This is a genomic window from Inquilinus limosus (assembly GCF_051487185.1).
In the GTDB taxonomy this organism is placed as follows: Bacteria; Pseudomonadota; Alphaproteobacteria; order DSM-16000; family Inquilinaceae; genus Inquilinus; species Inquilinus limosus_F.
The window spans coordinates 61,626-85,988 of sequence record NZ_JAHVDK010000027.1 but is presented as its reverse complement, the minus strand read 5'-3'; the positions used below and the strand labels follow the sequence as shown (position 1 = coordinate 85,988).

Annotated in this window: 16 protein-coding genes; 2 read left to right on the top strand and 14 right to left on the bottom strand. The window is 67.6% G+C overall.

Annotated features, from left to right (window positions below; all coding sequences use genetic code 11):
* Nucleotides 1-6 precede the first annotated feature (6 nt).
* The 8 genes from KXR53_RS26765 to KXR53_RS26730 all read right to left on the bottom strand — a co-directional run bounded on the left by KXR53_RS26765 (nucleotide 7) and on the right by KXR53_RS26730 (nucleotide 9,675).
* The gene (locus KXR53_RS26765; RefSeq protein ID WP_437378357.1) at nucleotides 7-1,689 is read right to left on the bottom strand and encodes an FAD-dependent oxidoreductase; all 1,683 of its coding nucleotides are present in this window, start codon (nucleotides 1,687-1,689) and stop codon (nucleotides 7-9) included.
* Between the two features lie 3 nt (nucleotides 1,690-1,692).
* Complete coding sequence (locus tag KXR53_RS26760; RefSeq protein ID WP_437378356.1) at nucleotides 1,693-2,685, bottom strand: aldo/keto reductase; 993 nt, start codon at nucleotides 2,683-2,685, stop codon at nucleotides 1,693-1,695.
* Complete coding sequence (locus tag KXR53_RS26755; protein WP_437378355.1) at nucleotides 2,669-3,649, bottom strand: sugar-binding transcriptional regulator; 981 nt, start codon at nucleotides 3,647-3,649, stop codon at nucleotides 2,669-2,671. Before KXR53_RS26755 ends, KXR53_RS26760 begins: the two co-directional genes overlap by 17 nt.
* 7 nt (nucleotides 3,650-3,656) lie before the next feature.
* Nucleotides 3,657-4,634 (bottom strand): ABC transporter permease, encoded by a 978-nt coding sequence (locus KXR53_RS26750; protein ID WP_437378354.1) that lies wholly within the window; start codon nucleotides 4,632-4,634, stop codon nucleotides 3,657-3,659.
* Entirely contained in the window at nucleotides 4,631-6,175 is a 1,545-nt protein-coding gene (locus tag KXR53_RS26745) for a sugar ABC transporter ATP-binding protein (RefSeq protein WP_437378353.1), read from the bottom strand. The genes KXR53_RS26750 and KXR53_RS26745 overlap by 4 nt, the downstream gene beginning before the upstream one ends.
* A gap of 77 nt (nucleotides 6,176-6,252) precedes the next feature.
* Entirely contained in the window at nucleotides 6,253-7,287 is a 1,035-nt protein-coding gene (locus tag KXR53_RS26740) for a substrate-binding domain-containing protein (RefSeq protein WP_437378352.1), read from the bottom strand.
* 191 nt (nucleotides 7,288-7,478) lie between these two features.
* Nucleotides 7,479-7,877 carry a RidA family protein gene (locus KXR53_RS26735; RefSeq protein ID WP_437378351.1) on the bottom strand — a complete coding sequence of 133 codons (399 nt, stop codon included), beginning with the start codon at nucleotides 7,875-7,877 and terminating at the stop codon, nucleotides 7,479-7,481.
* Nucleotides 7,878-8,175: 298 nt separating this feature from the next.
* Nucleotides 8,176-9,675 carry a CoA-acylating methylmalonate-semialdehyde dehydrogenase gene (locus KXR53_RS26730; RefSeq protein ID WP_437378350.1) on the bottom strand — a complete coding sequence of 500 codons (1,500 nt, stop codon included), beginning with the start codon at nucleotides 9,673-9,675 and terminating at the stop codon, nucleotides 8,176-8,178.
* 94 nt (nucleotides 9,676-9,769) lie between these two features.
* On the opposite strand from KXR53_RS26730, the gene KXR53_RS26725 reads away from it, so the two are divergent.
* Complete coding sequence (locus KXR53_RS26725; RefSeq protein ID WP_437378349.1) at nucleotides 9,770-10,657, top strand: LysR family transcriptional regulator; 888 nt, start codon at nucleotides 9,770-9,772, stop codon at nucleotides 10,655-10,657.
* Between the two features lie 57 nt (nucleotides 10,658-10,714).
* Here the strand turns inward: KXR53_RS26725 and KXR53_RS26720 are convergent, their stop codons facing one another.
* The 6 genes from KXR53_RS26720 to KXR53_RS26695 all read right to left on the bottom strand — a co-directional run bounded on the left by KXR53_RS26720 (nucleotide 10,715) and on the right by KXR53_RS26695 (nucleotide 23,056).
* A complete protein-coding gene (locus KXR53_RS26720; protein ID WP_437378348.1) occupies nucleotides 10,715-15,067 on the bottom strand; it encodes an Ig-like domain-containing protein in 4,353 nt (1,450 codons plus the stop codon).
* 257 nt (nucleotides 15,068-15,324) lie between these two features.
* On the bottom strand, nucleotides 15,325-16,092 hold the full coding sequence (locus KXR53_RS26715; protein WP_437378347.1) for an SDR family NAD(P)-dependent oxidoreductase: 768 nt from the start codon (nucleotides 16,090-16,092) through the stop codon (nucleotides 15,325-15,327).
* Nucleotides 16,093-16,179: 87 nt separating this feature from the next.
* Nucleotides 16,180-17,361: a Wadjet anti-phage system protein JetD domain-containing protein gene (locus KXR53_RS26710; RefSeq protein ID WP_437378346.1), complete on the bottom strand. Its 1,182-nt coding sequence runs from the start codon at nucleotides 17,359-17,361 to the stop codon at nucleotides 16,180-16,182.
* The gene (locus KXR53_RS26705; protein ID WP_437378345.1) at nucleotides 17,354-20,878 is read right to left on the bottom strand and encodes an SbcC/MukB-like Walker B domain-containing protein; all 3,525 of its coding nucleotides are present in this window, start codon (nucleotides 20,876-20,878) and stop codon (nucleotides 17,354-17,356) included. Before KXR53_RS26705 ends, KXR53_RS26710 begins: the two co-directional genes overlap by 8 nt.
* Nucleotides 20,878-21,615, bottom strand: a complete 738-nt coding sequence (locus tag KXR53_RS26700) for a DUF4194 domain-containing protein (protein ID WP_437378344.1) — start codon at nucleotides 21,613-21,615, stop codon at nucleotides 20,878-20,880. The genes KXR53_RS26705 and KXR53_RS26700 overlap by 1 nt, the downstream gene beginning before the upstream one ends.
* Nucleotides 21,605-23,056, bottom strand: coding sequence for a Wadjet anti-phage system protein JetA family protein (locus KXR53_RS26695; protein WP_437378395.1), 1,452 nt, complete (start codon nucleotides 23,054-23,056; stop codon nucleotides 21,605-21,607). Before KXR53_RS26695 ends, KXR53_RS26700 begins: the two co-directional genes overlap by 11 nt.
* Nucleotides 23,057-23,377: 321 nt before the next feature.
* On the opposite strand from KXR53_RS26695, the gene KXR53_RS26690 reads away from it, so the two are divergent.
* Entirely contained in the window at nucleotides 23,378-24,358 is a 981-nt protein-coding gene (locus tag KXR53_RS26690; RefSeq protein ID WP_437378343.1) for a sugar-binding transcriptional regulator, read from the top strand.
* Nucleotides 24,359-24,363: the final 5 nt, after the last annotated feature.

Genomic DNA, 24,363 nt, shown 5'->3' with positions numbered 1-24,363 from the left:
TCCCCGTCAGTGAACGGCCTGCACGCGGTGGCGGCGGGCCATGATGTCCTCGAAGCGCGCGGCGGCGGCCGCGGCCTCGGCCTCGGTCCAGCCCAGGACGGACGCGATCAGGCCACCGGCCTCCGCGACCAGGGCGGCGGTGATCCGCCCTTCCATCCCCAGCAGGGTGCGGCGCAGCAGCAGGTCGCCGATGTCGCGCACCCGTTCGGTCTCGATCAGGTATTGCAGCTCGCGCCGCGAATAGTCGGGCGCGGCGGCGAGCGGCGCGTCCGGCCCCTCGCCGAGGAAGCGGGCGATGGCGACGGCGCGGCTGCCATAGCGATCGCTCAGCGCCTGGAAGCGCGCCAGCGGCAGCCCCGTCGCCTGCGCCTGGTCCCGCTGCCAGCGGGCCAAGGTGTCGGGGTCGCGCGGGAAGCCCCGCCCGCCGCCGATCGGCAGGTCGCGGGTGTCGACCTTGCGCGCCCGCCCGAGCTGGGCCAGGGTCACGTCGGCGACCTCCTCGCCGAAAGCGCGGAAGGTGGTCCATTTGCCGCCGATCAGGGTCAGGACGGCGAAGGGCAGCGCGCCCGGCGGGTCGACCTCGACCGAGTGGTCGCGGCTGATCCGCCCGGTCGCCTCGTCGTCGCTGACCGGCAGCGGCCGGACGCCGGTGAACACATGGACGATCTCGTCGTCGCGGATGTCGAGGTCCGGGAAGATCCCGGCCAGCGCGGCCAGCATGTAGCGCTTCTCGTCGTCCAGGCACACCGCGTCGTCGGGGTCGTCGATCCGGATGTCGGTTGACCCGACCAGGGCGGCGCCGGCATGGTTAAAGGCAATGCAGATGCGGCCGTCGTCGTTCTCGAAATAGATCATCCGGCCGTCCAGCGCTTCCTGCAGCCGCGGGTTCCGGATCATCAGATGCGACCCCTTGGTGCCCTGGACGCGGCGCCGGTTGGTGGCCGGGCCGATCGTGCCACCAACGAGGTCGACCCAGGCGCCGGTGGCGTTGACAACCACGCGCGGCGCGATCGTCCCGCTGGCGCCGGTCATCCGGTCCCGCCAGGCCAGGCCGTCGCCGTCGCGGCCCGTGATCTCGGTGTAGGAGAAGGCCCGAGCGCCGGTCTCGGCCTCGGTGTCCAGCAGCAGCTCGATGCCCAGCCGCTCAGGATGGGTGACGCGGGCGTCGTAGTACAGCACCCCGGCCACCGCCCGCTCGGTGATCCCCTTCGCCAGCCGGCGCAGCTTGGCGCGGCCGACGCCGCGGTGCCGCGGCATGGTCCGGCTGCGCCAGGACAGGAGGTCGTAGAGCGCGAGGCCAGTGCGGATCATCAGCGCGGGCCGGGCCTGCGGCCGGTCGCAGATGCCGAGGAAGGCGCCGATCGTCGCCAGCGTGCCGCGGACCCGTGCCGTCACCGGCACCAGGGTCGGCAGCGGGAAGACGTAGTGCGGCGCGTTGCGCAGCAGCCGGTCGCGCTCCTGCAGCGACTGCCGGACCAGCCGGAACTCGCCGTTCTCTAGATAGCGCAGGCCGCCATGCACCATGCGGGACAGGGCGGCGCTGGCGCCGGAGCAGAAATCGTCGCGCTCGACCAGCACCACGTCGACGCCCTGCAGCGCCAGCTCGCGGAAGGTGCTGACACCGTTGATCCCGCCGCCGATCACCAGAACCTCGGCCCGCTCGGGAACGGCCGAGCCATTGCGTGCCATGATTCAGGCAGCCGCAGCGACCGGGCCGAGATGGGCGGCGATGGCGCGGTCGATCGCGGCTAGCTCCTGCCCTGTCAGGCGCAGCTCGCCGGCCCGCGCGTTCTGCCGTGCCTGCTCCGCGTTGCGCGCGCCGCAGAGGGCGAAGGTGATGCCGGGCTGCGCCAGGGTCCAGGCGATCACCACATCGGCGATCTCCACGCCATGGTCGCGGGCGATACCGGCGATGTCGGCGGCGAAGGCCGCCACCCGGCGACGGTTCTCGACCGAGAAGCGCGGATTGGTGCGGCGCAGGTCGTCGCCTTCGAAGACCCGGTCCGGCCCGATCCGGCCGGTGAGGAGGCCGAGCGCCAGGCTGGAATAGCTGATCACGGCGATGCCGGCCTGCCGGCAGGGCGGGATCAGCGTCTGCTCCAGCCCGCGGTCGAGCATGTTGTATGCTTCCTGCACGCAGTCGACTTGCCCGGCCGCCCGGTAGGCGGCGAGGTCCTCGACGCTGGCGTTGCTGATGCCGATCGCCCGGGTCTTGCCCTCGGTCTTGAGCGCCAGCAGTGCCTCCATGGTTTCGGCGATCGGGGTCGTCGGGTCCTGCCAATGGGTGATCAGCACGTCGACATGGTCGGTGCGCAGGCGGCGCAGGCTGGCCTCCAGCTCCTGCCGCACCGATTCCGCGCCGAGATAGCGATGGATGGTCTTGTCGTCCTGGGCGACGAAGGGGCGGCCCTTGTCGGTGTCCCAGACCAGGCCGCATTTGGTGACCAGCACCACCTCGTCCCGGCGGCCCTCGACCGCCCGGCCGACCAGCTCCTCCGCCCGGCCGAGACCATAGGCCGGCGCGGTGTCGATCAGGGTGACGCCGGAATCCAGCGCGGCCCGGATCGCCGCGATCGAGGCGTCGTCATTCCCGCCGCCCCACATCCAGCCGCCCATCGCCCAGGTGCCGAGCCCCACCGCGCTCGCGGTGATCCCGCTCGCGCCGATTTCACGCCGCAGCTGCATCCTTGCCCTCCAGTCGTTCGACGACCGCGCGGGCCGTCCGGTCATCGGTGATCAAATGGCCCAGCGCGCCGCCGCGCAGCACCGCGGCGATCGGTGCGACCTTGCGTTCGCCCGAGGCAACCGCGATCCGCCGCGGGATCCCCGCCAGCTCGTCCAGCGTCAGCGCCACCAGCCGGCGGTTCGACGGGTGGTCGCAGGGCCGGCCGTCATGGTCGAGCAGATGGGCCAGCAGCTCCGCCTCGGCCCCGGCGCTCTCGATCGCGCCGCGATCGGCCGTATCCGTCAGGGTCAGATAGGTCGCATGCTCGTCACGCACCGAGCCGATGCCGAACAGGGCGACATCCGCCGACCGGGCCATGTCGAGCACGGTGCGGATCGTCGAGACCGACAGCAGGGCCGCCCGTTCCGCCTCGTTCGCCGCGAAGATCGGGGCGTGCAGCTGATAGGCCGTGCCGCCCAGCTTCTCGGCCAGGGCGACGGCGACATGGTTCACGTCGGTGCGGAACTTGCCCTGGACGCCGCCGGTCGCCGGCACCACGCGGACGTCGTAGCGCCGCGGCGGCGCCAGCGCCTCGATCGTGGCGCAGAGGGCGACGCCGCCGGAGACGGCGATGGTCATGCCGTCGGCCAGGCCTTCCAGCAGCGTGGTCGCCGCCGCCTCGGCCACCGATTTCAGCACGATGGCCGGGTCGGTCGAGACCGAGGGGATAGCGACGGCCGAGTCGAGGCCGCCCAGGCGCTTCAGCGCCGCCGACAGCCCCTCCTCCACATCGAAGGGCGAGCGGATGCGGATCTCGACCAGCCCCCGCTCATGCCCCTCGCGGATCATGCGGTTGACGGTGGCCGGCGAGATCCCGATCTCCGCCGCGATCTCGGCCTGGGAGCGCTGCTCCTGGTAGAACATGACGAGGACGCGATGGATGTTTCGCAGTCGTTCGGATTCGCTGTAGAGCGGGCGCGGCATCGGTGTCTCAGCCTCGGGCCTTGTGCGTGTTGAGGAGGTGATCGATCGTCACCGCCGCCAGCAGGATCGCGCCGCGGATGATGTCCTGCCAGTACACAGGCACGTTCAGCAGGATCAGCGAGGAGGTGACCAGCGACAGCAGGGCCGCCCCGAGCACCGCTCCGGCGATGGTGCCGGACCCGCCGTTCAGGCTGGCGCCGCCGATCACCGCCGCGGCGATCACGCTGAGCTCCATGCCGATGCCGAATTGCGGGGTGGCCGCGCCGAAACGGGCCATGTAGATCACGCCCGCGATCCCGGCCAGCGTACTGCACAGCGTGGCGCAGATGATCTTGGTGCGCTTGGTGTCGATGCCGGAGAAGCGGGCCGCCTTCTCGTTGCTGCCGGTGTAGTAGACCCGCCGGAACAGCACCGACCGGCGCAGCAGCACGTCGAACAGGGCGATCAGCACCAGGAAGATCAGGATCACGAAGGGCAGGCCGCCGATGCTGCCCTGGCCGACGAACTTGAACGCCTTCGGCAGCGAGAACAGCGACTGCGGCGTGCCCTGGGTCAGCAGCAGGCTGAGGCCGCGGGCCACCACCATGAAGGCCAGCGACACGATGAAGAAGTGCAGCCCGATCCGGGTGACGCAGAGCCCCATCAGGAAGCCGATCGCCCCGCAGGCCGCGATCGCGATCAGGCTGGCCGACCAGGGGTCGAGCCCGGCCAGGAACAGCGTGCCGCCGATCACCATCGACAGGCAGACCACCGACCCGACCGACAGGTCGATGCCGCCGACGATCAGGAGGATGGTCATGCCGATGACCACGATCCCCTCGATCGAGAAGGACAGCAGCACCGCCCGCATGTTCGACCAGGTCAGGAAATAGGGCGAAGCGAAGCTCATCGCCACGAACAGCAGCGCGATGATGGCCAGAAGGCCGAATTCGCGGACCCGGACGACGCGCATCATCGGCGCCGCGGCGGCCGTGCTCATGCTCATCTGATGTCTCCCATGGCGGTGCGGCGCATCGCGCCCTGGCTGGGCTGCAGATACCCGAGGCCCGAGGCCAGCTGCATGATCGCCTCCTCCGACATCTCGTCCGGCCCGAGCTCGCCGGCCAGGCGGCCCTCGTGCAGGACCAGGATTCGGTCGCTGATGCCGATCAGCTCCGGCAGCTCGGACGAGATCGCAACGATCCCGGCGCCCTGATCGGCGAGCTCGCGGAGGATGGCGTAGATCTGCGCCTTGGCGCCGATATCGACGCCGCGCGTCGGCTCATCGACGAAGAGGATGCGCGGCTTGACCGCCAGCAGCCGGGCCAGCGCCACCTTCTGCTGGTTGCCGCCGCTGAGCGTCGCTACCGGCTGCTGGACATTGGCGCAGCGAATGCCCAGCCGTTGCCGCATCGCCTCGGCCAGCGCCGCCTCGCGCCGGCGGCTGACCATGACCGGGCCGGACACAAGCCGCAGGTCGAGCGACGAGATGTTCTGGGCGATCGGCAGGTCGAGGAAGATGCCGTTGCCCTTGCGATCCTCGCTCAGATAGACGAGCCCCTGCCGGATCGCCGCAGGATAATCATCCGGCGGCACCTCGGCCCCGTCGCAGGTGATCCGTCCGGAGGCGCGCCGGGCCAGGCCGCAGATCGCCTGCACGGTCTCGGTGCGGCCGGAGCCGATCAGCCCGCCGAGGCCGACGATCTCGCCGGGCCGGACCTCGAAGCCGATGTCGCGGACGATGCCGCCGTCCGACAGCCCCTCGACTCGCAGCAGCGGGCCGCCGGCCGCCGGACCGCGGCGCGGCGGATAGAGGTCCAGCAGCGGCCGGCCGACCATCTTCGCCGCCACCTGCTCCGGCGTCGTCGCCGCGGTCTGCAGTGTGTCGACATAGGCGCCGTCGCGGAATACGGTGATGCGGTCGGCGATGGCGAAGATCTCCGCCATGCGGTGGCTGATATAGACGATGCCGATGCCGCGGGCCCTGAGGTCCCGGATGATGGCGAACAACGCTTCCGCCTCGGCCTCGGTCAGGGCCGCCGTGGGCTCGTCGAAGATCAGTACCCGGCAGTTCAGGGTCAGGGCCTTGGCGATCTCGACGATCTGCTGGCTGGCGATCGGCAGCTCGCCGGCCCGGACGTCCACGGGGACCGGATGCAGGCCGGCCAGCACCGCCTCGGCCCGCCGCCGCAGGTCGCGGGTGTCCATCCACAGGCCGCGCCGGCTGTTGGTCTCGGCCATGAAGATGTTCTCGGCCACGGTCGCGTCCGGGCACAGCGCGATCTCCTGATGCACCAGCCCGATGCCCAGCGCCTGCGCCGCGGCCGGGCTGGGGATCCGCACCGGCCTGCCGTCCAGGCTGACCGTGCCGCGGTCGGGCTGGTGCACGCCGCCCAGGATGTTCATCAGCGTCGACTTGCCGGCGCCGTTCTCGCCCATCAGCGCGTGCACCTCGCCCGCGCGCAGCTCGAACCGCACGCCGGCCAGGGCGCGGACCGGGCCGAAGCTCTTGGCGATGTCGCGGACGGAGAGCAGGGGTTCGGACATAGGGCTTCCCTGGTCGCCGACGGGGCCGGCGATGGCGGGCCGGCCGGGCGGTCCCGGCCGGCGGATGGACGGCGAGGTTATTCTTCGATGCCCTTGGTGCCGCGGCGCTTCAGATACGCATCCCAGTAGAAGTCGTCGGCATTGGCGGCCGTCACCACGGCGTAGCCGTTGTCGATATAGGGGATGGCCATCGGGTTCTTGCCGTTGCGCTTGGCGTCGTTCATCGGGTCGATCAGCTCGGGATGCGCGGCCAAGTAGAGCGCCATGAATCCCATATAGCCCTGCATGCCCTGGTTCGGGTTGACCGAGCCGAAGACCTGGCCGGCCTTGATCATGTCGAGGATCTTGGCGTTCACGTCGGCGGTCATGACCTTGATCTTGCCGCCGAGCTCGACGCTGGCCTGGGCCGCGCCGAGAGCCGAGTTCGCCTCCGGCATGAAGATCGCGCCGAGATTGGGGTTGGCCTGGGCCATGGACAGGACCGCCTGATAGGCCTTGTTCGGGTCCTGGTTCGACGCGGCGCGGGCCACCAGCTTCATGTCCGGCCACTTCTCCTCCATCCGGGCGATGAAGGCGGCGATGCGGCGGTCGTGGTTGTCCTGGCCCGGATTCTCGAGCACGGCGTATTCGCCCTTCCCGCCCATGGCCTCGGCCACCGCGTCGGCGGCGCCCCGGCCCTCGAGATCGTTGTTCGAGGTGATGTGGGCGGTGCGGTTGGAGTGCGGCGAGTCCGCGGCGAAGGTCACGATCGCCGTGCCCTGCTCGATGGCGCGGTTGATCGGCTCGATGAACGGGTCGGCGTTCATCGGATGCACCAGGATGCCCTTGGGCTGGCGGGCCAGGATCTGGTCGAAGCTGGCGATCTGCTTGGTGACGTCGTAGTCGGGCGTGCCGGTGTAGATCGTCTCGCAGCCCATCTGCTGGCCGGCCTGCTTGAACATCTCATAGACCGGGAACCAGTACTCGACGCCCGACACCATGACGTTCATGGCGTAGAGCTCGCCCGGCTCGCAGCGGAACGGCTCCGCCGCGGCAGCGGGGGCGATCGACGCGCCGGACAGGGCCATCGCCAGGGCGGCACCCGCCAGGAAGCGTGCACGTAAGGTCTTCATCTCTCATCCTCCCCTGATTCCGGCGGCGTCCTGCGCGACCGGTTGTTGATGTATATTTCAATGACTGAAATTTATTGCATAGAGAAAAGCGGGGTTTGCCGGCGGCGTCAAGCGGTTTGTCGGAAGGCCGGAAAGAAAAGGGCGCGCCGGCGGAACCGGCGCGCCCCTTGGGGTCGATAGAGAATGGGCGATCAGGCGGGCTGAGGCAGGCGCGCGATGACCTTGATCTCGAAGTCGAAGCCCGCCAGCCAGTTCACGCCCACCGCGGTCCAGTTCGGGTAGGGCGGCTCACCGATCGCCTTCAGCCGGATCGGGGCGATCGTCTCCCACTGCCTGGCCGGGTCGGTGTGGAAGGTGGTCACGTCGACGATGTCGTCGAAGGTGCAGCCGGCGGCCTTCAGCACGGCGGCGAGATTGTCGAAGGCGAGCTGGACCTGCTTGGCGAAGTCCGGCTCGGGCGACCCGTCCTCGCGGCTGCCGACCTGACCCGAGACGAACAGAAGGTCGCCCGAGCGGATCGCCGCCGAATAGCGGTTGATCTCGTACAGCGCCTGCCGGCCGGCAGGGAAGATCGCATCGCGTCTGGCCATCGCTTCACTCCTGTGCAGACAAGGCAGGACCGCCCGGCCGTCGCGACGATCGCCCGGCATCAAAGGTTAGGTCCGCTGACCGGGACGAGCATTCACATACGTCCCGTATGCCGGCATATCGGGACATACGCGCCGTATGTCAATACGCATACGCGCCGTATGTTGTTTGCTGCCAACCGAAGGACGACCGGCCCGACGGCATCAGCCGATTTGCCGGATGCCAGAACGAAAAGAGGGGCGCGCCGGATGGCACGCCCCTCGGTCTCCCGGCCCGCGCGAAGTGCGCGCCGGCGGAACGCTACTTCATCGTCGGCATCACGAAATCGGCGCCGGCGCGGATGCCGGTCGGCCAGCGGGTGGTGATGGTCTTCAGCCGCGTGTAGAAGCGCACGCCCTCCGGCCCGTGCATGTGGTGGTCACCGAACAGCGACGACTTCCAGCCGCCGAAGGAGTGGAAGGCCATCGGCACCGGGATCGGCACGTTGATGCCGATCATGCCGACCTGGATCTGGTGCGCGAACTCACGCGCGGCGTCGCCGTCGCGGGTGAAGATCGCCGTGCCGTTGGCGAATTCGTGCCGGTTGATCCAGCCGGCCGCGGTCTCATAGTCCGGCGCGCGGGCGATCGACAGGACCGGGCCGAAGATCTCCTCGCGGTAGATCTTCATGTCGGTGGTCACGTGGTCGAACAGCGTGCCGCCGATGAAATAGCCATCCTCATAGCCCTGGCGGCGGAAGTCGCGCCCGTCGACCACCAGCTTGGCCCCTTCGGCGACACCGGAGTCGATGTAACCGCGCACGCGGTCGAGATGCTGGCGGGTGACCAGCGGCCCCATCTCGGCTTCCGGATCGGTGCCGGGGCCGATGGCGAGCGCCCGGACCCGCGGCTCCAGCCGCGCGACCAGGGCCTCGGCGGTCTTCTCGCCGATCGGCACGGCGACCGAGATCGCCATGCAGCGCTCGCCGGCCGAACCGTAGGCGGCGCCCATCAGCGCGTCGACCGCCTGGTCGAGATCGGCGTCCGGCATCACGATCATGTGGTTCTTGGCGCCGCCCAGCGCCTGGCAGCGCTTACCGGTGCGCGCCGCGGTCTCGTAGATGTAGCGCGCGATCGGGGTGGAGCCGACGAAGCTGACCGCCGAGATGTCGGGGTCGAACAGCAGCGCGTCCACCGCCTCCTTGTCGCCGTGCACGACGTTGAACACACCGTCGGGCAGGCCGGCCTCCTTCAGCCATTCGGCGAGCAGCAGCGAGGCCGAGGGGTCGCGCTCCGACGGCTTCAGGATGAAGCAGTTGCCGCAGGCCAGCGCCACCGGGAACATCCACATCGGCACCATGGCCGGGAAGTTGAACGGGGTGATGCCGGCGACGATGCCGAGCGGCTGGCGCAGCGAATGGCTGTCGACGCGGGTGCCGACATTCTCCGTCACCTCGCCCTTCAGCAGCTGCGGCGCGGCGGTCGCGAACTCCACCACCTCGATGCCGCGCTGGACCTCGCCGCGGGCGTCGCTCAGCACCTTGCCGTGCTCGGCGGTGATGGCGGCGGCCAGCTCGTCCGTCCGCTCCTCCACGATGCGCAGGAACCGGTTCAGGATGCGGGCGCGGCGCAGCGGCGTAGTGCCGGCCCAGCCGGGAAACGCCTCGCGGGCGGCGGCGACCGCGGCGCGGACGTCGTCGGCCGAGGCCAGGGCGACGCTGCCGCTCTGCTGGCCGGTGGCCGGGTTGAAGACGGGGGCGGTGCGCCCGCTGCCGCCCGGGAACCGGCGGCCGCCGATGAAATGATGGATCTCGGTGGGCATGCGTCTCCTCCTCTGCTGCCGGATCCTTCTTCCCGCTTTACCCGGCGCGCATCAACGCACAGGATCGAGCAACCGTTGTGCGAGAATTCAAGTCATGGACTGGGACCATCTGCGCGTCTTCCTGGCGGTCGCCCGGCACGGCCAGCTGCTGGCCGCGTCGCGCAAGCTGGGCCTGAACCACGCCACCGTGGCGCGCCGGCTGGACGCGCTGGAGGCCGATCTGGGCACGGTGCTGTTCGACCGGCGGCCGGCCGGGTCGGTGCTGACCCAGGCCGGCGAGCGGCTGCTGCCGGTGGCCGAGGGCATCGAGACGGCGCTGCTGGGCGCGGCGGAAGGGCTGCGCAGCGACGAGGCGGAGGTTGCGGGCACGGTGCGCATCGGCGCACCGGACGGCCTGGGCAACCATTTCCTGGCGCGGGAGCTGGGCGGGTTCGCCCGGCAATACCCGAACCTGACAATCGAGTTGGTGCCCCTGCCCCGCAGCTTCTCCCTGTCCCGGCGCGAGGCCGACCTGGCGATCGGGCTGGACCGGCCGGTGGAAGGCCGGTTGATCGTATCGCGCCTGACCGACTACAGCCTCGGCGTCTACGCCGCGGCCGATTATCTCGCGGTGGCGGGCACGCCGGCGGATCTGGACGCGCTGGCGGGCCATGTCGTGGTGACCGGGGTGGAGGACTACGCCTACGCCCCGGCCCTCGACTACGCCAAGGCGCTGGAGGACCGGTCGTCCCGGCGCTTCCGCTGCGCCAGCGTCACCGGGCAGATGGAGGCGGTGCGGGCCGGGATCGGCATCGGCATCCTGCACGACTTCGCCGCCGCCGGCGTGGCCGGACTGGTCCGGATCCTGCCGGAGGTGGGGTTCCGCCGCAGCTACTTCATGCTGTCGCATCCGGACACGGCCGGGCTGCGGCGGGTGGCGCTGTGCCGCCAGTTCATCGCCCGCCGCTTCGAGGAGGAGCGGCGGCGTTTCCTGCCGGCCTGATCAAAACAGATCCGGACAGGCTGCCCCACCGCAGCCTGCCCGGAGGAGTGGCGCGGCCTAGCGGCTGGCCACCCCGGTGCACACGTTCTGCCCGTCCAGCGACCGCAGATAGGCGGTCAGGGCCCCGACATTGCCGGCGCCGACCTTGCCGCCATGCACGGCGCTGAGGTTGGGGCGGAACACATCCGCCAGCGTCGCCGCCTGGCCATTGTGGAGGTACGAGGACGACTGCCACAGGCCGTGCAGGGTCGGCGTGTCGAAGCCGATGCCGGCCAGCGGCTGGCCCGACCCGGTGCCGGAGGACGCCTGGACGGTCCCAACATCGTGCCGCAGGTTGTCCTGCACCGTGGGCATGCTGCCGTGGCAGCTGGTGCAGTTGCCCTGGTTGAAGACCTGCTGGCCCCTCCTGGCCTCTGCGGTCAGGCACCCCTGCGCGTCCCGGTACGGGCTGCGCGGGAAGGTCGCGAGCGACGACACATAGGCCGCCAGGTTGTCGAGATCGGCGCTGAGCCCGGCCTTCTTCGGCCCCAGCGTGTTCGCGGTCCGCTGGAAGTCGGCGTCGGTCATGAAGCCGCCTCCCTCGAACTCGTTGCGGATGTCGTTCTCGAAATCCTGGACCTCGTCGAAATTCGCGGTCCAGTGCAGCTTGCCCCCGGTCGACCCGATCCCCTGCCGGCCCTGCAGCGAGATCGTCCGGCGCAGCCCTTCGCCCCGCTGGGTGAAGTCCCAGACCATGGCGTCGCTGTCGCCGTCGACATGGCAGCTGGCGCAGGAGATGTAGCTTTCGTTGCTCATCCGCGGATCGGCCGCGTTGTAGAAGATCCGCTTGCCGGCCAGCACGTTGGCGGTCAGCGGCTCCTGCGCCACCGTGGCGATGGTCCGGGGCGCGGGCGTCTGGAAGTCCTCTCCGGTCAGCACCTTGCTGACGTCGTGGACCGTCACGCTGCGGTCGAGGAAGTTGTTGACGAAGAGCAGCTTGCGCGACGCGTCCAGATACAGCCCGTGCGGCGTCCGGCCGACGCCGGAGACCGACCCGACCACCGCCCGCCGATAGGGATCGATGATCTCCACGGCGTTGGATTCGATCTCTGCCACGAAGATGTAGTTGCCGGATGGGGCGAAGAGCGCGGCGCGGGCCGCCGACCGGTTGTTGAAGTCGATCTGCTCGGCGAAGACCTCCGCCCCCCGCGCCAGATCGACCTGGGAGAGGATCGAGCGCACGGTGGAGTCGGCCTTCAGGTCGATGCCGTTCCGGTACCGCCCGTCGACGATGTTGTCCTTCTTCGACGGCAGGACGGCGCGCAGCCCGTCGGGCGAGATCACCACCTGGTTCAGATAGTTGGGGATGCCGGGCGCCGAGGCCTCGGTCGCCGTCGTCGTCCGGTCGACCTGGAGCGCGACCACGGTCGCGGCGCCCATGGTGGCGAGATTCACCTTGTACAGCTCGCCCTGCGTCATCCGCGACCGGAAGCGGGTGACATAGGCCGTCTTCGAATCCGCGCTGACGGCGATGCCGCGGGCGTCACTGCCCTCGGGCAGCGCGACCCGGCCGGTGATCGCGCCGGTGGACGGGTTGAAGGCCACCAGCGCCGACCGGCCTGCCAGGGTCAGCAGGCCCTTGGTGCCGTCGGGCGTGAACACCACGCCGTACGGCGCGCTGGCATAGTCCAGCGGGAAGGACGTCACGGCCCGCGTCGAGGGGTCGATCCGCACCAGCTTGTCATCGCCCTGCACCGCGACCCAGAGCTTGCCGTCGGGCCCGAGGGCGAGCGTCTTCGGCTCCTTCCCCACCGCCACCTGCCAACTCTTGGTCAGGGTCGCGGCGTCGATCGCCGCCACGGTCCCGGCGTCGGGATCGAGGGCGTAGACCGCGTTGCCCCTGCCGACGATGTTGCTGGTGGCCGTGGGCGCCACCGCCGAGACCGGGTTGATCACGCTCTGGACGAAGGAATACTGGGACTGCGTGCCGTCGGCCGCGACCACCGTCACCGAGACGGTGTAGTTGCCCGGCGTCTGATAGGTGTACTGCACGATCGGGCTGGCCGACGTGGTCGTGATCGGCGGGCTGCCATCCCCGAAGTTCCAGATGTATCTCTCCCCGCTCAGCCCGATCGCCCTCGGGTCGATCCGCACGACCGTGTTGACGTTCTGCTGCGGCAGGACCTTCGGCCGGAGATCGAAGATGTCCAGCACCTCGCCTTCGGACAGGACGCGGCTGAAGACCCGGACGTCCGACAGGATGCCCTTGAAGGCCACGGGATTCCCCTGGATCTGGCCCAGCATCTGCAGCCTGTCGGTCAGCCCGACCACGCCCGCCGTCCCGGTCGACGTGGCCCTGTCGAGATCCACATAGACCGCCTGCGCCCCCGTCACGGCATTCCGGGTCATGGCCACCTGATGCCACTGCCCGTCATTGATCGGCGCCGGGGATCGGGTGCCGGGATTGGCGGTGGTCTTGTTGCCCACCGACAGGTTCAGGTGCCCCTGGGTGTCGATCCAGCCCCAGAAGATGTCGCTGGTGCCGCCGGCCTGGTCACGCCCGAAGATGCCCGGGGCCTGCCACGGGTTGTTGCTGGTCCCGGTCTGGGTGGTCTTGATGCGGAAGATGACGGTGGCCGACCCGCCCAGGGTGTCGGCGATGCTGTCGCTCTCGAGCTGCACGCCGGTGGTCCTGGCCGAGAAATCCAGGCCGCCTTCGGCATAGCTGTCGGCAGCGGAGGCGACGCCGTCATTGCCGCCCGTCACGTCCTGCAGCGAGCCGTCCAGCGGCCACCGGTTGACATAGGAGTTCGGGACCGGCCGGTTGCCGGTGGTGAAGGTCGAGACGACGTCTGCGGCCAGGGCGTTGCCGGCGTAGTCCTTCACCCCGCCCGCCTTCAGGACCACCTCGTATTCGGTGTCGAGCGCCAGCGGCGCGGCGGGGGAGAAGTTGATGACGCCCAGCTGCACGCTGTAGGTGCCCGCCAGCGGCTGCCCGCCCTTGGGCCGGACGATGAAGGTCGCGCTGTTGACCGTCTCGGGCAGGATGCTGTCGCTCAGCCCGAAGCCGACGCGCGACGTCACCCGCTGGAACTGCGCCCCATTGGCCGGCGAGACCGCCCGGACCGTCGGCGGCGTCGTGTCCGGCGCCTTCTGGTGAGGCCGGAAGGCCGTGTTCGTGCCGTGATCGCCGCCGACGAAGATCAGGTTGCCGAAGGGCGCCACCTGCCCCAGATCCGGATCAGTGTTCCCGTTCGGCGGATTCGAGACGTAGCCTTGCTCCTGCGGGTTGTTCAGGGCGTCGGGGGATCTGCCGATCTGCACATATTGCGCAGGGTTGGTCACGTCCAGCTTGGTGATGTTGCGCTGTTCGCCCATGATCAGGAAATTGTCCTGGAGGGCGCAATAGAGGCCCTCGTCGATCGCCGTGGCCTCGTTCTCGATCTTGATCTGGCGCGGATCGGAGAGGTCGTAGCCGCCCATCCTGCCATTGGCGTTCCGCCCCGACGTATAGAGCTTCCGGCCATCGAAACACGTGGCGTAGTACGTCGGCAGGGTCGCCTTGCCGCCGACCAGGGTCGGGTTGAGCGGGTCCGAGATGTCCAGCGTGGCGAAGCCCGACGTGGTCTCCATCGAGGACAGCACCATCTGGTTGCCCATCGCGAAGACCGGGCCGATCCGGAACCCGCCCAGCTCGCCCAGCGGCACCGGGTTGGGCCGGCCGTTCCCGCGATCCGCCAGCCTGGGGTTGGCCGGGTCCCTCGCATCGACGATGAACATGCCCTGGCTCGCCGACGCCACATAGAGATAGGGCGCCTGCCACCACAGCTGCCAGGCGACGTTCTCGTAGTCGCCGAAGTTCACATTGGCCAGCCGCAGCTTGCCGACCTGCTGGATGTTGTTGATATCGGTGAAGTCCCAGAACTCCACGCCGTAGCCGCTCTGGACGGCGATGTAGTCCTTGCCGCCGATGGTCGAGACGCCGAAGGCGTGGGCCTCCCGGAACTCGCTCGTCCGCCCCGCCGGCTCGTAGATCTCCTTCACCTTTCTGATGTTCCGGGGATCGCTGACGTCGTACAGCAGGAAGCCGCCGGGTCCCCCGCCGCTGTCCGGCGCGAACTGGGTGAGGAAATAGCCCTTGTGCATGATCCCGACATTGATGCCGAAGGGCTTCGACGTCCTGCCATCGGGAAAGGTGTAATTGACGGCGGGTATGCCGTTCGTGTTGACGATGTTGGGCCCGCTGTAGGGATTGGGAGCGTTCCAGTCGATCGCGGAGATCTCCTTGAACAGCTCGGCGTCGGTGTAGGTAAGATTACCCAGGCCCGGCCCCGTGAGCGGAAGCGGGTCGGCGGGCTGCGCGGATGCGGTCTGACACAAGGCCCCGGCCATCAGGCTCAGGGCCAGCAGAGCCGATCGATAGGCGTTCATGGCTTCCCCCCTCCATCTTCTCGTCCGGCCCTGCCTTCGCAGGTGCCGCCAGCCCTTCTGGGCGCCCACCCCGGCGCCAGCTGCTGCCGAGATCCGATTCCCAATGGATGGTGAGGTGTCCCGAGAACGGTGTCAATAAATCTCAATCATTGAAATATATTTCATAAATCAAATGCTTTGGGATGGCAGTGAAGCGCAAGCCCATGCGGCCATGAGAGCGTCGTCGCTCGCCGCGGCCGCATGGGCTATCGCCGTGCTTATGAGATCACGACGCCCGAGATCTCCCGGCAGATGTCGAGCAGCCCGTCCTGAAGAACGGCATCCTGGACCTGCGGGTTTGGTCGGCGCGGCTTGAGATGATAGAAGTAGCCGCCGGTCGTCCGCGCGGCCGGGTCGTCGCTCGCCGCGAGCCAGGCCTGGGTCAGATGCGCCTGCTCGATGTCGTCGGGCGCGCCGGGCCCGCCCATATTCGTCGGCACCCAGCCGGGCTCCACCGCATTCGACAGCACCTCGGGCCACAGGCGGGCGACGGCGAAGGCCAGCAGGACGTCGTGCAGCTTGCTTTCAGCATAGGCCTCCGCCCCGTTCCAGCGCCGCTTCCGCCAGAGGATATCGTCCAGATGGGCGTCGGCGTGCTGGTGCATGCCTGAGCTCAGATAGACCAGCCGCTTCGGCCGTTCGATCAGCGCGGTCAGGACATAGGCGGCGAGCGTGTTGATCGCGAAGACGTGCGGCAGCCCATCGGCGGTAACGCGGTGGCCCTCGCGATAGCCGACGGCGGCGTTGTGGATGACCGCGTCGAAACGGCCGAGCGCGTTGACCTGCGCCGCCACGTTCCTGGCGCCGGCGATCGCCTCCAGGTCGCCGATGACGACCGCTTCGGCTTTCGGCAGCTCCCGTCTGGCGTCCTCCGCCCGCGCTTCGCTGCGCGCGTGCAGCACGACCCGATGCCCCTGCTCGGCCAGAAGCTGCCCGGCCATCAGGCCGAGCCCGGTCGACGAGCCGGAGATGAAGATGCGCGCCATTTGAGGTCTCCTGCGCTGGGTTGCCGGGACATATGGATCGCATGCGCGCCGTGCGCGCCGGCGGCCGTCGTGGCCGGCCCGGGAGCATCATTGAGCCTTCGGCAAAGGGCTTACCGGATCCAATTCCTCCTGCTCGAGGTGGTGAGCATCTGGACCGGCGAGAAACTCTGCGAGCGGCATGATGATGCTATTGGCCGGAATATGCCTGAACGGAGCCGCCGGCTCACATTTCACGCCGCGGCTGCGGGCGATCTCAGGACTCATGAGGTGCAGTGCCAATCGGCGACCAACCCGCGCCAGGGCGGTTTCCAGCCAATAGGCGATCTTGATCCCGCCCCCGTCGATGTCGCCCCAGTGAAAGATCGGACAATCGGCCGTCTCAGCGACCTTCAGGATAAATCGCAAGACTGCGTCGCTCGGAAACCCGCCAGTGTAGACGACCACCCCTCTGTCGGCTGCCTCGCGGACCTGTCGATTGAAGCTCGCCAGGTTCTCGATCGTCAGGATCCAACTCGGCTGCGAGGCGACACCTACTCCATCGACCATCTCCGGTGCGATTCCGAGAAACGGCTCTGCCGGCAACTTCGTCCCCCGGTACGTCAGAGCTCCTGCCAGCAGGCAGGGTTGCGGATATTTCAAGATGCCGTGGACGGCCAGAACCTCGTCGGCATCGAGATAGTCGGGGACGACCTCGGCCTGTCGCAGCACGTCGACAATCTTGGCCTTGTTCCTCTCCAGGAACTTGCTGTCTCCCGTCGCCCGGCGCGAGAACGTCCGGAGATCCATTCCCTCCATGGATCGTAAGAGCAACACGGCTGCGGACTTGAAGACCTTCACCGCGGTATCCGGATCATTGGAGCCCAAGTCACGGACGAGATTCCGACCCACCCGCCAGTTCTCGACGAGCCTGTCGAGCACCACGGTCAATTGCTGCGGCTGGCCCGCGAGCCGGTCCTGGAGCGCGGCGGCCACTGTCTCCACACGAAGCGCCAGCGGAATACGATCGAGGAATCGATAGAGACGGTCCGGGTCTTTGAGAACCACGGCGTCGATATTATGACGGTTCGCCCCATGGCCCCACTCGAGGTTTATCGCGGCCTCCGCCTCGGCGGCCAGGAGGCGTGCATGCAGATCGTCCCGGTCCTCCGACAGCCAGGATCGGGCAGGCAGCCGCTCGATCACGCGCTGCTTGCGCTCCGGCCGAAGCTCGACCCGGTTGAGCAGGCGATGCAGCAGATGATCGGCGAAAGCGAGCCCCTCACTAGGCATCCACGCCCTCGGTCAGCCGGCGACGATAGCCCTCGATTCCGATGTGCTCGGGATTGATAGCGCCCATCTGTTCCCGCGCATAGGGGGTCGGGAACTCTGAATCGAGGTGCACGACCCGATGCACCGGATCCTTGTTCACGGCCACAATGCAATCCAGCACTTCGGTGAAGGTCGGGCGCTTGTCCTCGGGTGCGGCGAGAACGATCTGCAGGCCGAGATCCTTGAAGAAGCGGATCAGGGATTGGGTGTTCGGGATGTCGAGCTTCTTGAACGCTTCGTCGAACAGCACCAGCCCCATCCCGCTGGGCGTGGCGCCCGGGTGGCCGCCAGGGTAGTAGGCGAGCGCCAGGGATGCGGCGATGGCGACATAGAACGGGGCCTCCCCTTCCCCGCCGGACGCCACCGTGGCGCGCGCGCTGAGCGAAATCAGCCCTTTCCTCTTGAAGTCCTCATCCTGGATTTCTGGAGAATCATCGTCCTGCGCCTCGGGCGGGAACATCACCAGATCGTAGGTGAAATAGTTTCGATAGTCCTCCAGGCCGCTGCCGCCGGTGTGCTCCAGGTATTCGTTCAACGCGCTCATCGCAGCCTGCAATGCCAGATCGGCCGTGCGCCCCTCGACAATCGCCTGGGCCTGCTCCGGATTGCTGCCGACCTCCATCGCCAGGCGCCGGATCCGGTCATAGGCCGGGTCGGGCTTCTTCCGGAACTTGTAGAACTGGCCGGTGAAGCGATGGCGCTTCAGCTGCTGATTGAGCGTCCGGAGCTGGATGTCGAGCTTCTGGAATTTCGAGTTCAGCTTGGCGAGAAGATCTTCCTTCAGGGTGAAATACATTTCCTTCTCGGCGCGCTCCGCCTGTTCGCGGTACTCCCTGAGCTCGTTCCGCTCGAGCCGGATCTGATAGCGCACCACCCAGGCGTAGTCGGCCGTGAACGGCTGCTGATCGGTGATCGGCCGCTCGATCCCGTAGTCCTTGAGGTACTCATCAAATCCACTGCGCGCCGAGGTGGCCAGCCGGGCAATCCTGGCGTCGATACTGTGAAGGGCGGCGTCGCAGATCCGGTGCTGCTCCTCGAAGAACGCGATCGCCTTCCGGCCGTCATCGGCGGACTGCAGGCGCTGCGCCAGATAGGGATTGATGGCACCTCGAAAGCCGCTCCGGGTCTCAGCGTCGGCCCATTCGAGAACGACCTCGAGCTCGGAATCCGCGAAGTTCGCTGCTGCCTGCCGCTTGGCCCTGACGGAGGATTTCAGCGCCCGGCGGGCTGAGCCGTACTCGCTCTCGGCGCGGCCGACCTCCTGGATCGCCGTCTTCAGGGCACCATCGATCTGCTCGAGCTCGGCCTTGCGATCCGAGATGTCTACTTTGAGGGCTTCGATCTCGGCGACGAGCCGTGCCTCGTCCTCCGACAGCGCGCTCTGCTTGCGCCTGTCCAGCTCCTCGAGCTTTCGCCGGATCTCGCCATAGCGATCGACGATCTCGTCGACATCGATATTGAAGCTTGCCAACCGTACGGCGATCCCGCGTGCCCCTTGTAGCAGCTTGAGGTCTCGCGTCAGATCGGCGACCTGCCTGGCGAGTTCGTCGAAGCTGCGCTGCAGCGCCTCGGCTGACTCCGCCCGCGCCCGGCGACCGATGATCAGCGTGTGGTCCCGCTGGACGGAATAGGCCAGGCCGGAGCTGGTCTTGCCGTTGCGCATCACCGCCCGGTCGGCGCGCTCCAGCTCGACCTCGTTTTCCACCATTTTGAAGCCGCCGAGATGGGTCACGACATAGGCGAGCGCGTGCGGATTGTCGCTTCTGATAATGGCGGCCAAGCTATCACGCTCCACCTGGGTGCGCACGGTATGCGTTCGAGTGGTCTTCACCAGTCGGCAATTGTGCAGCCCGGCCTGATTGCGATTCCGGTACAGCAGCTCGTTCGCCTCGCCCACTCGCGCCGGATCCACGATCAGAGCCTCCCGGCCCAGCCCCAGCAACGCCTCGACGGCGAATTGCCAGGACTCATCCGTGATCTCGACCACATCGCAGAGCGGCGTCGCCTCGATCCCGGCCTCGCCGAGCAACCGGAGGAAGGCCTGGGTGTGCCGGGACAACGGCGTGGCCCCCGAGGCCAGGCGAGCCAGGTTGTCCTGCGCAGCGTCGCGCTGCTCCCGGACACGCCCGAGCTCCGCGAGATGATGCGCGATCTGGGGATCCAGCGTCTCGGGCAGCAAGGCCAACGTGACGACCTTCGAGAGGCACGCGGCAACGTCACGGCCATAACGCGGCAGCCACTCCAGCCCCGGCTTCTCCTGGAGCCAAGCCAATGCCTCGCCCGCTGATTGGACGATCGACCACGCCGACGCGGAGATGAAGGGCCGCACCTCACGGAGATTGGCCACAAGCTGCAGAGCCTCTCGCACCGAGGCCGCCTCGGTCTTGAGCGGTACCAGATCCTTCAGGGCCAGCTCCCGCTCGAGGTCAATCCGGCCGAGCCTTTCCTGAAGGCCGGCCGCGGCGAGTGTCGCCTCCTTCTGCTTCAACTCCAGCTCAGCCTCCTCCAGGGCACGCCGCTGCGACTTCTGCAGCGCTTCCTCCTGGTCTCGACGGCTCCTGGCGGCATCCAAGGCCCGGCCGGCCTTCCGCAAGCCGAGGCGGTCGATCTCGACCCGGGCGCAGCCGCGCCCCCACAGATCGACGGCCCGGCCGATGAGGGCATCGCCCCATTGGGCGTAGCGCTGCCGCACCGATCTGAGCCGCTTCAGCTTCTCCTCAATCTTCTGAATCGTCTCCACCATGTCGCGCCAGCGGGCGATCGACTCCCGGACGCGGTCGACCTCCAGCGGATCCGGCTCGAGAATGTAGGCGCGACAGAACTGCGTCGGATCGAAAATCGGCTTGAAGGTGACCGCATTCGAGAAAGCCTGCAGGACATGCCTGGCGTCGGGCTGCTTGCCGCGTGGTCTCATTACGGCGAGCATGTCCGCAACGAAGCGTTCCGCACCATGGCGATAGGGGCGCATCCCGGGGCAGATCCGCTTGAGCTCGCGCTCGATCTCCTCCCAGGGACGGATGAAGCTGCCCTCCTCGTCAACATCCTTCCAGTGTTCGACCGAGAAGGCGTGCCCAGGCGCGATGAAGCGGGTGAGGACGACTTCGCGCGACTCCTCCTGACGCGCCGTCATAGCCAGCCCGACAGCGAGGTCGTGACGCGTGCCATCGGGCCGCTCCTCGCTGAATGTCAGAGCGAGAATGGTCTCGCAGTCGGTTCGCTGCGGCTCGCCGCCATCCGCCTTGGGGACCAGGTAGCCGAGACAATAGTCGATGATCTTCCGGTCCGACTTGCCGCTCGCCGAGGCGTTCGGGTGCACGTGACGATGGCTGCCGCCGCAGATCACCGTCTGGATTGCATCCAGGATCGAGGTCTTGCCCGCCCCGGTGGGGCCGATGAACGCCGTGGCGTCGCGAATCTCGACGTCCCGCGCCGAGACCAGATACCAGTTGATCAGGCTGATGCGCGTGAGTTGATACATCAGTCGACAGCCCCGGGGTTCACAGGATCGCTCTCCTCGTCGTCGGTTGGTTCCTTGCCATCGCCGGGCTCCAAGTGATCGGGCGCCGCCGCCGGCAGTTGATCGACCCAATCGCTGATCTGCTGGACGTAGGATTCCGGTACGGCGACCTCGATGCCCGACAGGATGGTCAGTGGACAGACGCGCTCCACCGGATCGCGCTCTCCCAATTCGAGAACGCCCTTGCGCTTGAGGAGACCGAGAATGTCGTTCAGGCGGGTTTCCTCGAGCGTCACACGGGCGATCATCTCAAGCTTGTCGACCAGGTCGTTGGTCGTGATCTCGACCTCACCCCGAGCGCCCATGATGTTGGCCCGGAAGCCCTCCTCATAGGCGAGCTTGAGGGCGAGCAAGACCAGGGTTTCGTCCCGCTTCAGCCGGCTCGCCTGCCAGTCGTACCGGCGCCTCTCCACCCCGGGAAACCGCAAGGCCACCATGCGGGACCGTGTGTCGAAATAGAATTCGAGCCCCATGACAGCAAAATACTTCTGGAAGAAACCCTGGTACTCCGTGGTTGCCATAATATTGTAGGGCCGGGCCAAATGATGCTGATGCGGGTAGATGCACTGCCGCGACATCAGAATCTGGATGCAGCGCGTCACTTCCTCTTCGGTCGGCGGCTCCGGCATGCCCCGTCCGGGCCGATAGTCGTCCCGCCGCTCGACGAGGTCGCGGAATTCCTTCAGTTCACCCAGCATGGCGTGCTTCTCTGCGGTCAAGACGCTTGATCTCGAAATCGGGAAAATCCAGCCACGCGTTGGCGGCGCGCCGCTCCAGCAGCGTCACTTGGAACTCGCGGGCCAGGAGCCCGTCGAACATGAACGGGACGTCGCGCAGCCGCTGGAACACTACGAAATCGTCGACTCCCTCCACGGGGATCTCGCTGCCACGGATGGCCGTGCGCCCCTCCAAGACTCGGACCAGGAAATCGTGGATCCTCTTGGGTGAGACCGCCACCCGCTTGGCGTAGTCGAGCTTGGCCCGGTGGAAGGCCTGCAGGGCCGGGTCGATCGGCACCTCGCGAAGGCGGGAGCGGCCGATGGCCCGTTTCGGAGCGCGTTGCGTGTAGAGGATGTCGCCCCCCAGCAACGGCTCCAGGATGAAAAGGTGCGGATCGATCGGGATCTCGGTTGCCGAATCGATGCCGGCGCCGCCGAGCTTCTGCAGGGCCTGGGTGGCCCGCTCGATCGCGCCCCCGTCATGCCGATCCATATAGCGGACAATCGTCTGGATCTTGCGCTCGATCCGGAGCTGCGTTTCGGTGATGACGTCGAGCTGCCGGTCGATGCTGTCGAAGACGCGGTAGATCTCCTGCAGCTCGTGCAAAATCGTCTGCTCGGCGACGGCTTCGACTGAGCCCCGTCCCTCCCGGACATAGGCCCGCGCCAGCCGGGTCAGCAGCAGCGGATCGCCTTCAATCAGGCGAACCCGCTCAAGGATGTTATAGCGAAAGCGAAACGGGTTGTTCTTGGTATAGAGGGTCTTGTAATCCTCGATCAGGTACTTCGAGACGAAGTCTTCGAAGAAGGCCCGGAACAGGCTGCGCAGGCCATCTTGCGACAGAACGTGCTCCTCGACGCGCCGCATCTGGGCCGCGAGCGTCCGCAGGTGGTGGGAGAAATCGAGGGAAAATTGCCAAGCGTTCCGAATTCCTTCGGAGCGGTCCTCGGGATTGGCAACGGCGGTCTCCAGGCTGCCCAGGACGTTCAGGACGGCCCCGCCGTAGGAGCGCGTATCGCCGGAAACGATCTTCTGGAATTCCCGCAGCAGAAGCCGGCCTTCCGGAGCGAGGTCGACCAGCTTGCGAAACCGGTCGCGCATCTCGACCAGCCAGCCGGAGTCGACCAGATACGCAAAGGCGAAGTACCGGCGCAGGTCCTGTCCCTTCGCCTCGCGCGAGGCAGCGCGCCGCTGCTCGGCCGTAATCTCGGGATCCTCCTCCAGAGGACCGTTCGTCACGCTATAGCGCTCGATGAAGTCGCCAATCTCGGCAATGACATCCACTCGGCGCGGAGTATCTCCGACTGCACCGAACGTATGTTCATAGAGATGAAGCAGAAGCGCCGCGTAAAATCGGCGATTCGAAGCAGCTACCGGCCGAAATATCCTGTCCGGAACACGATCAAATAAATTTACCATATCCATCAATTCGCTCAAGCCGTCATGTCTTTTATTTGACGTTATAAGGATTGCAGCAATTGGCACAAGCCGGAACGACCAATCGAAACATGTATGGATCTATGATCGATCCTCGGAGAAATCGGAGAATACCAAGTCCGATGGGAAGAAATAGATCAAAAAAATGCCTAAAAGCCTCAACGTCGTCATCTGGATGAAATTGCCTGGCTATGCGCCACGTCGCGCACGCCGCATCTGCCCCAGGGTTGACGTCGGCCTGGATCCGCGCCACGATGAAATTCTGTTCAGCCGGTGTAAAAAATTACAGGCCGGACCAACGGGATGGACGAACAAGTCAGCCTCGCCACGCGCGCCGCGTGGCTGTCCTATGTGCGCCGCCTGACCCAGGGCGAGATTGCCGACCGGCTGGGCGTGTCGCGGGTCAAGGCGCATCGCCTGATCTCGTTGGCCGAGGAGCTGGGCCTCGTCAGCGTCCACATCGCCGGCCGCCCGGCCGAATGCCTGAAGCTGGAGGATGGGCTGATCGACCGCTACGGCCTCGGCTTCTGCCGCGTCGTGCCGGCGATCGATGAGCAGGACCAGCCTTTCGAGGCCCTCGGCGCCGAGGGCGCCGCCTATCTCTCCCGTTATCTGGAGACGCCGGGCGAGAAGGTGATCGGCGTCAGCCACGGCCGCACCCTGGCGGCGCTGGCCAACCGGCTGCCGCGGATCGCCGCTCCCGACGCCAAGTTCGTCTCGCTGCTGGGCAGCCTGACCCGAAAATCCTCCGCCAATCCCTTCGATGTGGTCCACCGCCTGGCCGACAAGACCGGCGGCGAGGGCTATTTCATGCCCGTGCCGATGGCGGCCGACAGCCTGGCCGACAAGGCGGTGATGCTGTCGCAGAAGAGCGTCCAGGCGGTGCTGTCCCTGGCCCACCGCGCCACGCTGTGCCTGGTCGGCATCGGCGAGCTGGGGCCCGAGGCGCATATGCTGCAGACCGGCATCCTGACCCGGGCGGAGTACGAAGACCTGCGCGCCAAGGGCGCGGTCGGCGACCTGGTCGGCCAGTTCCTCGACGCGGAGGGCCGCCGCGTCGCCTCCGAGGTCAATGACCGGGCGCTGAGCGTCGGGCTCGCCGACCTCAAGGGCCGCCGCGTCGTCGCCATCGCCGGCGGCGCGGTCAAGGCCGAGGCCATCACCGCGGCGCTGCTGAGCGGCATGGTGACCGACCTGATCATCGACGAATCCGCGGCGGTGGCCATGGCCAGGCTCCGCGGTTCACGGCCGCCGCAACGGCAGGGTCTGCGCAAGGCCGGCTGACAACC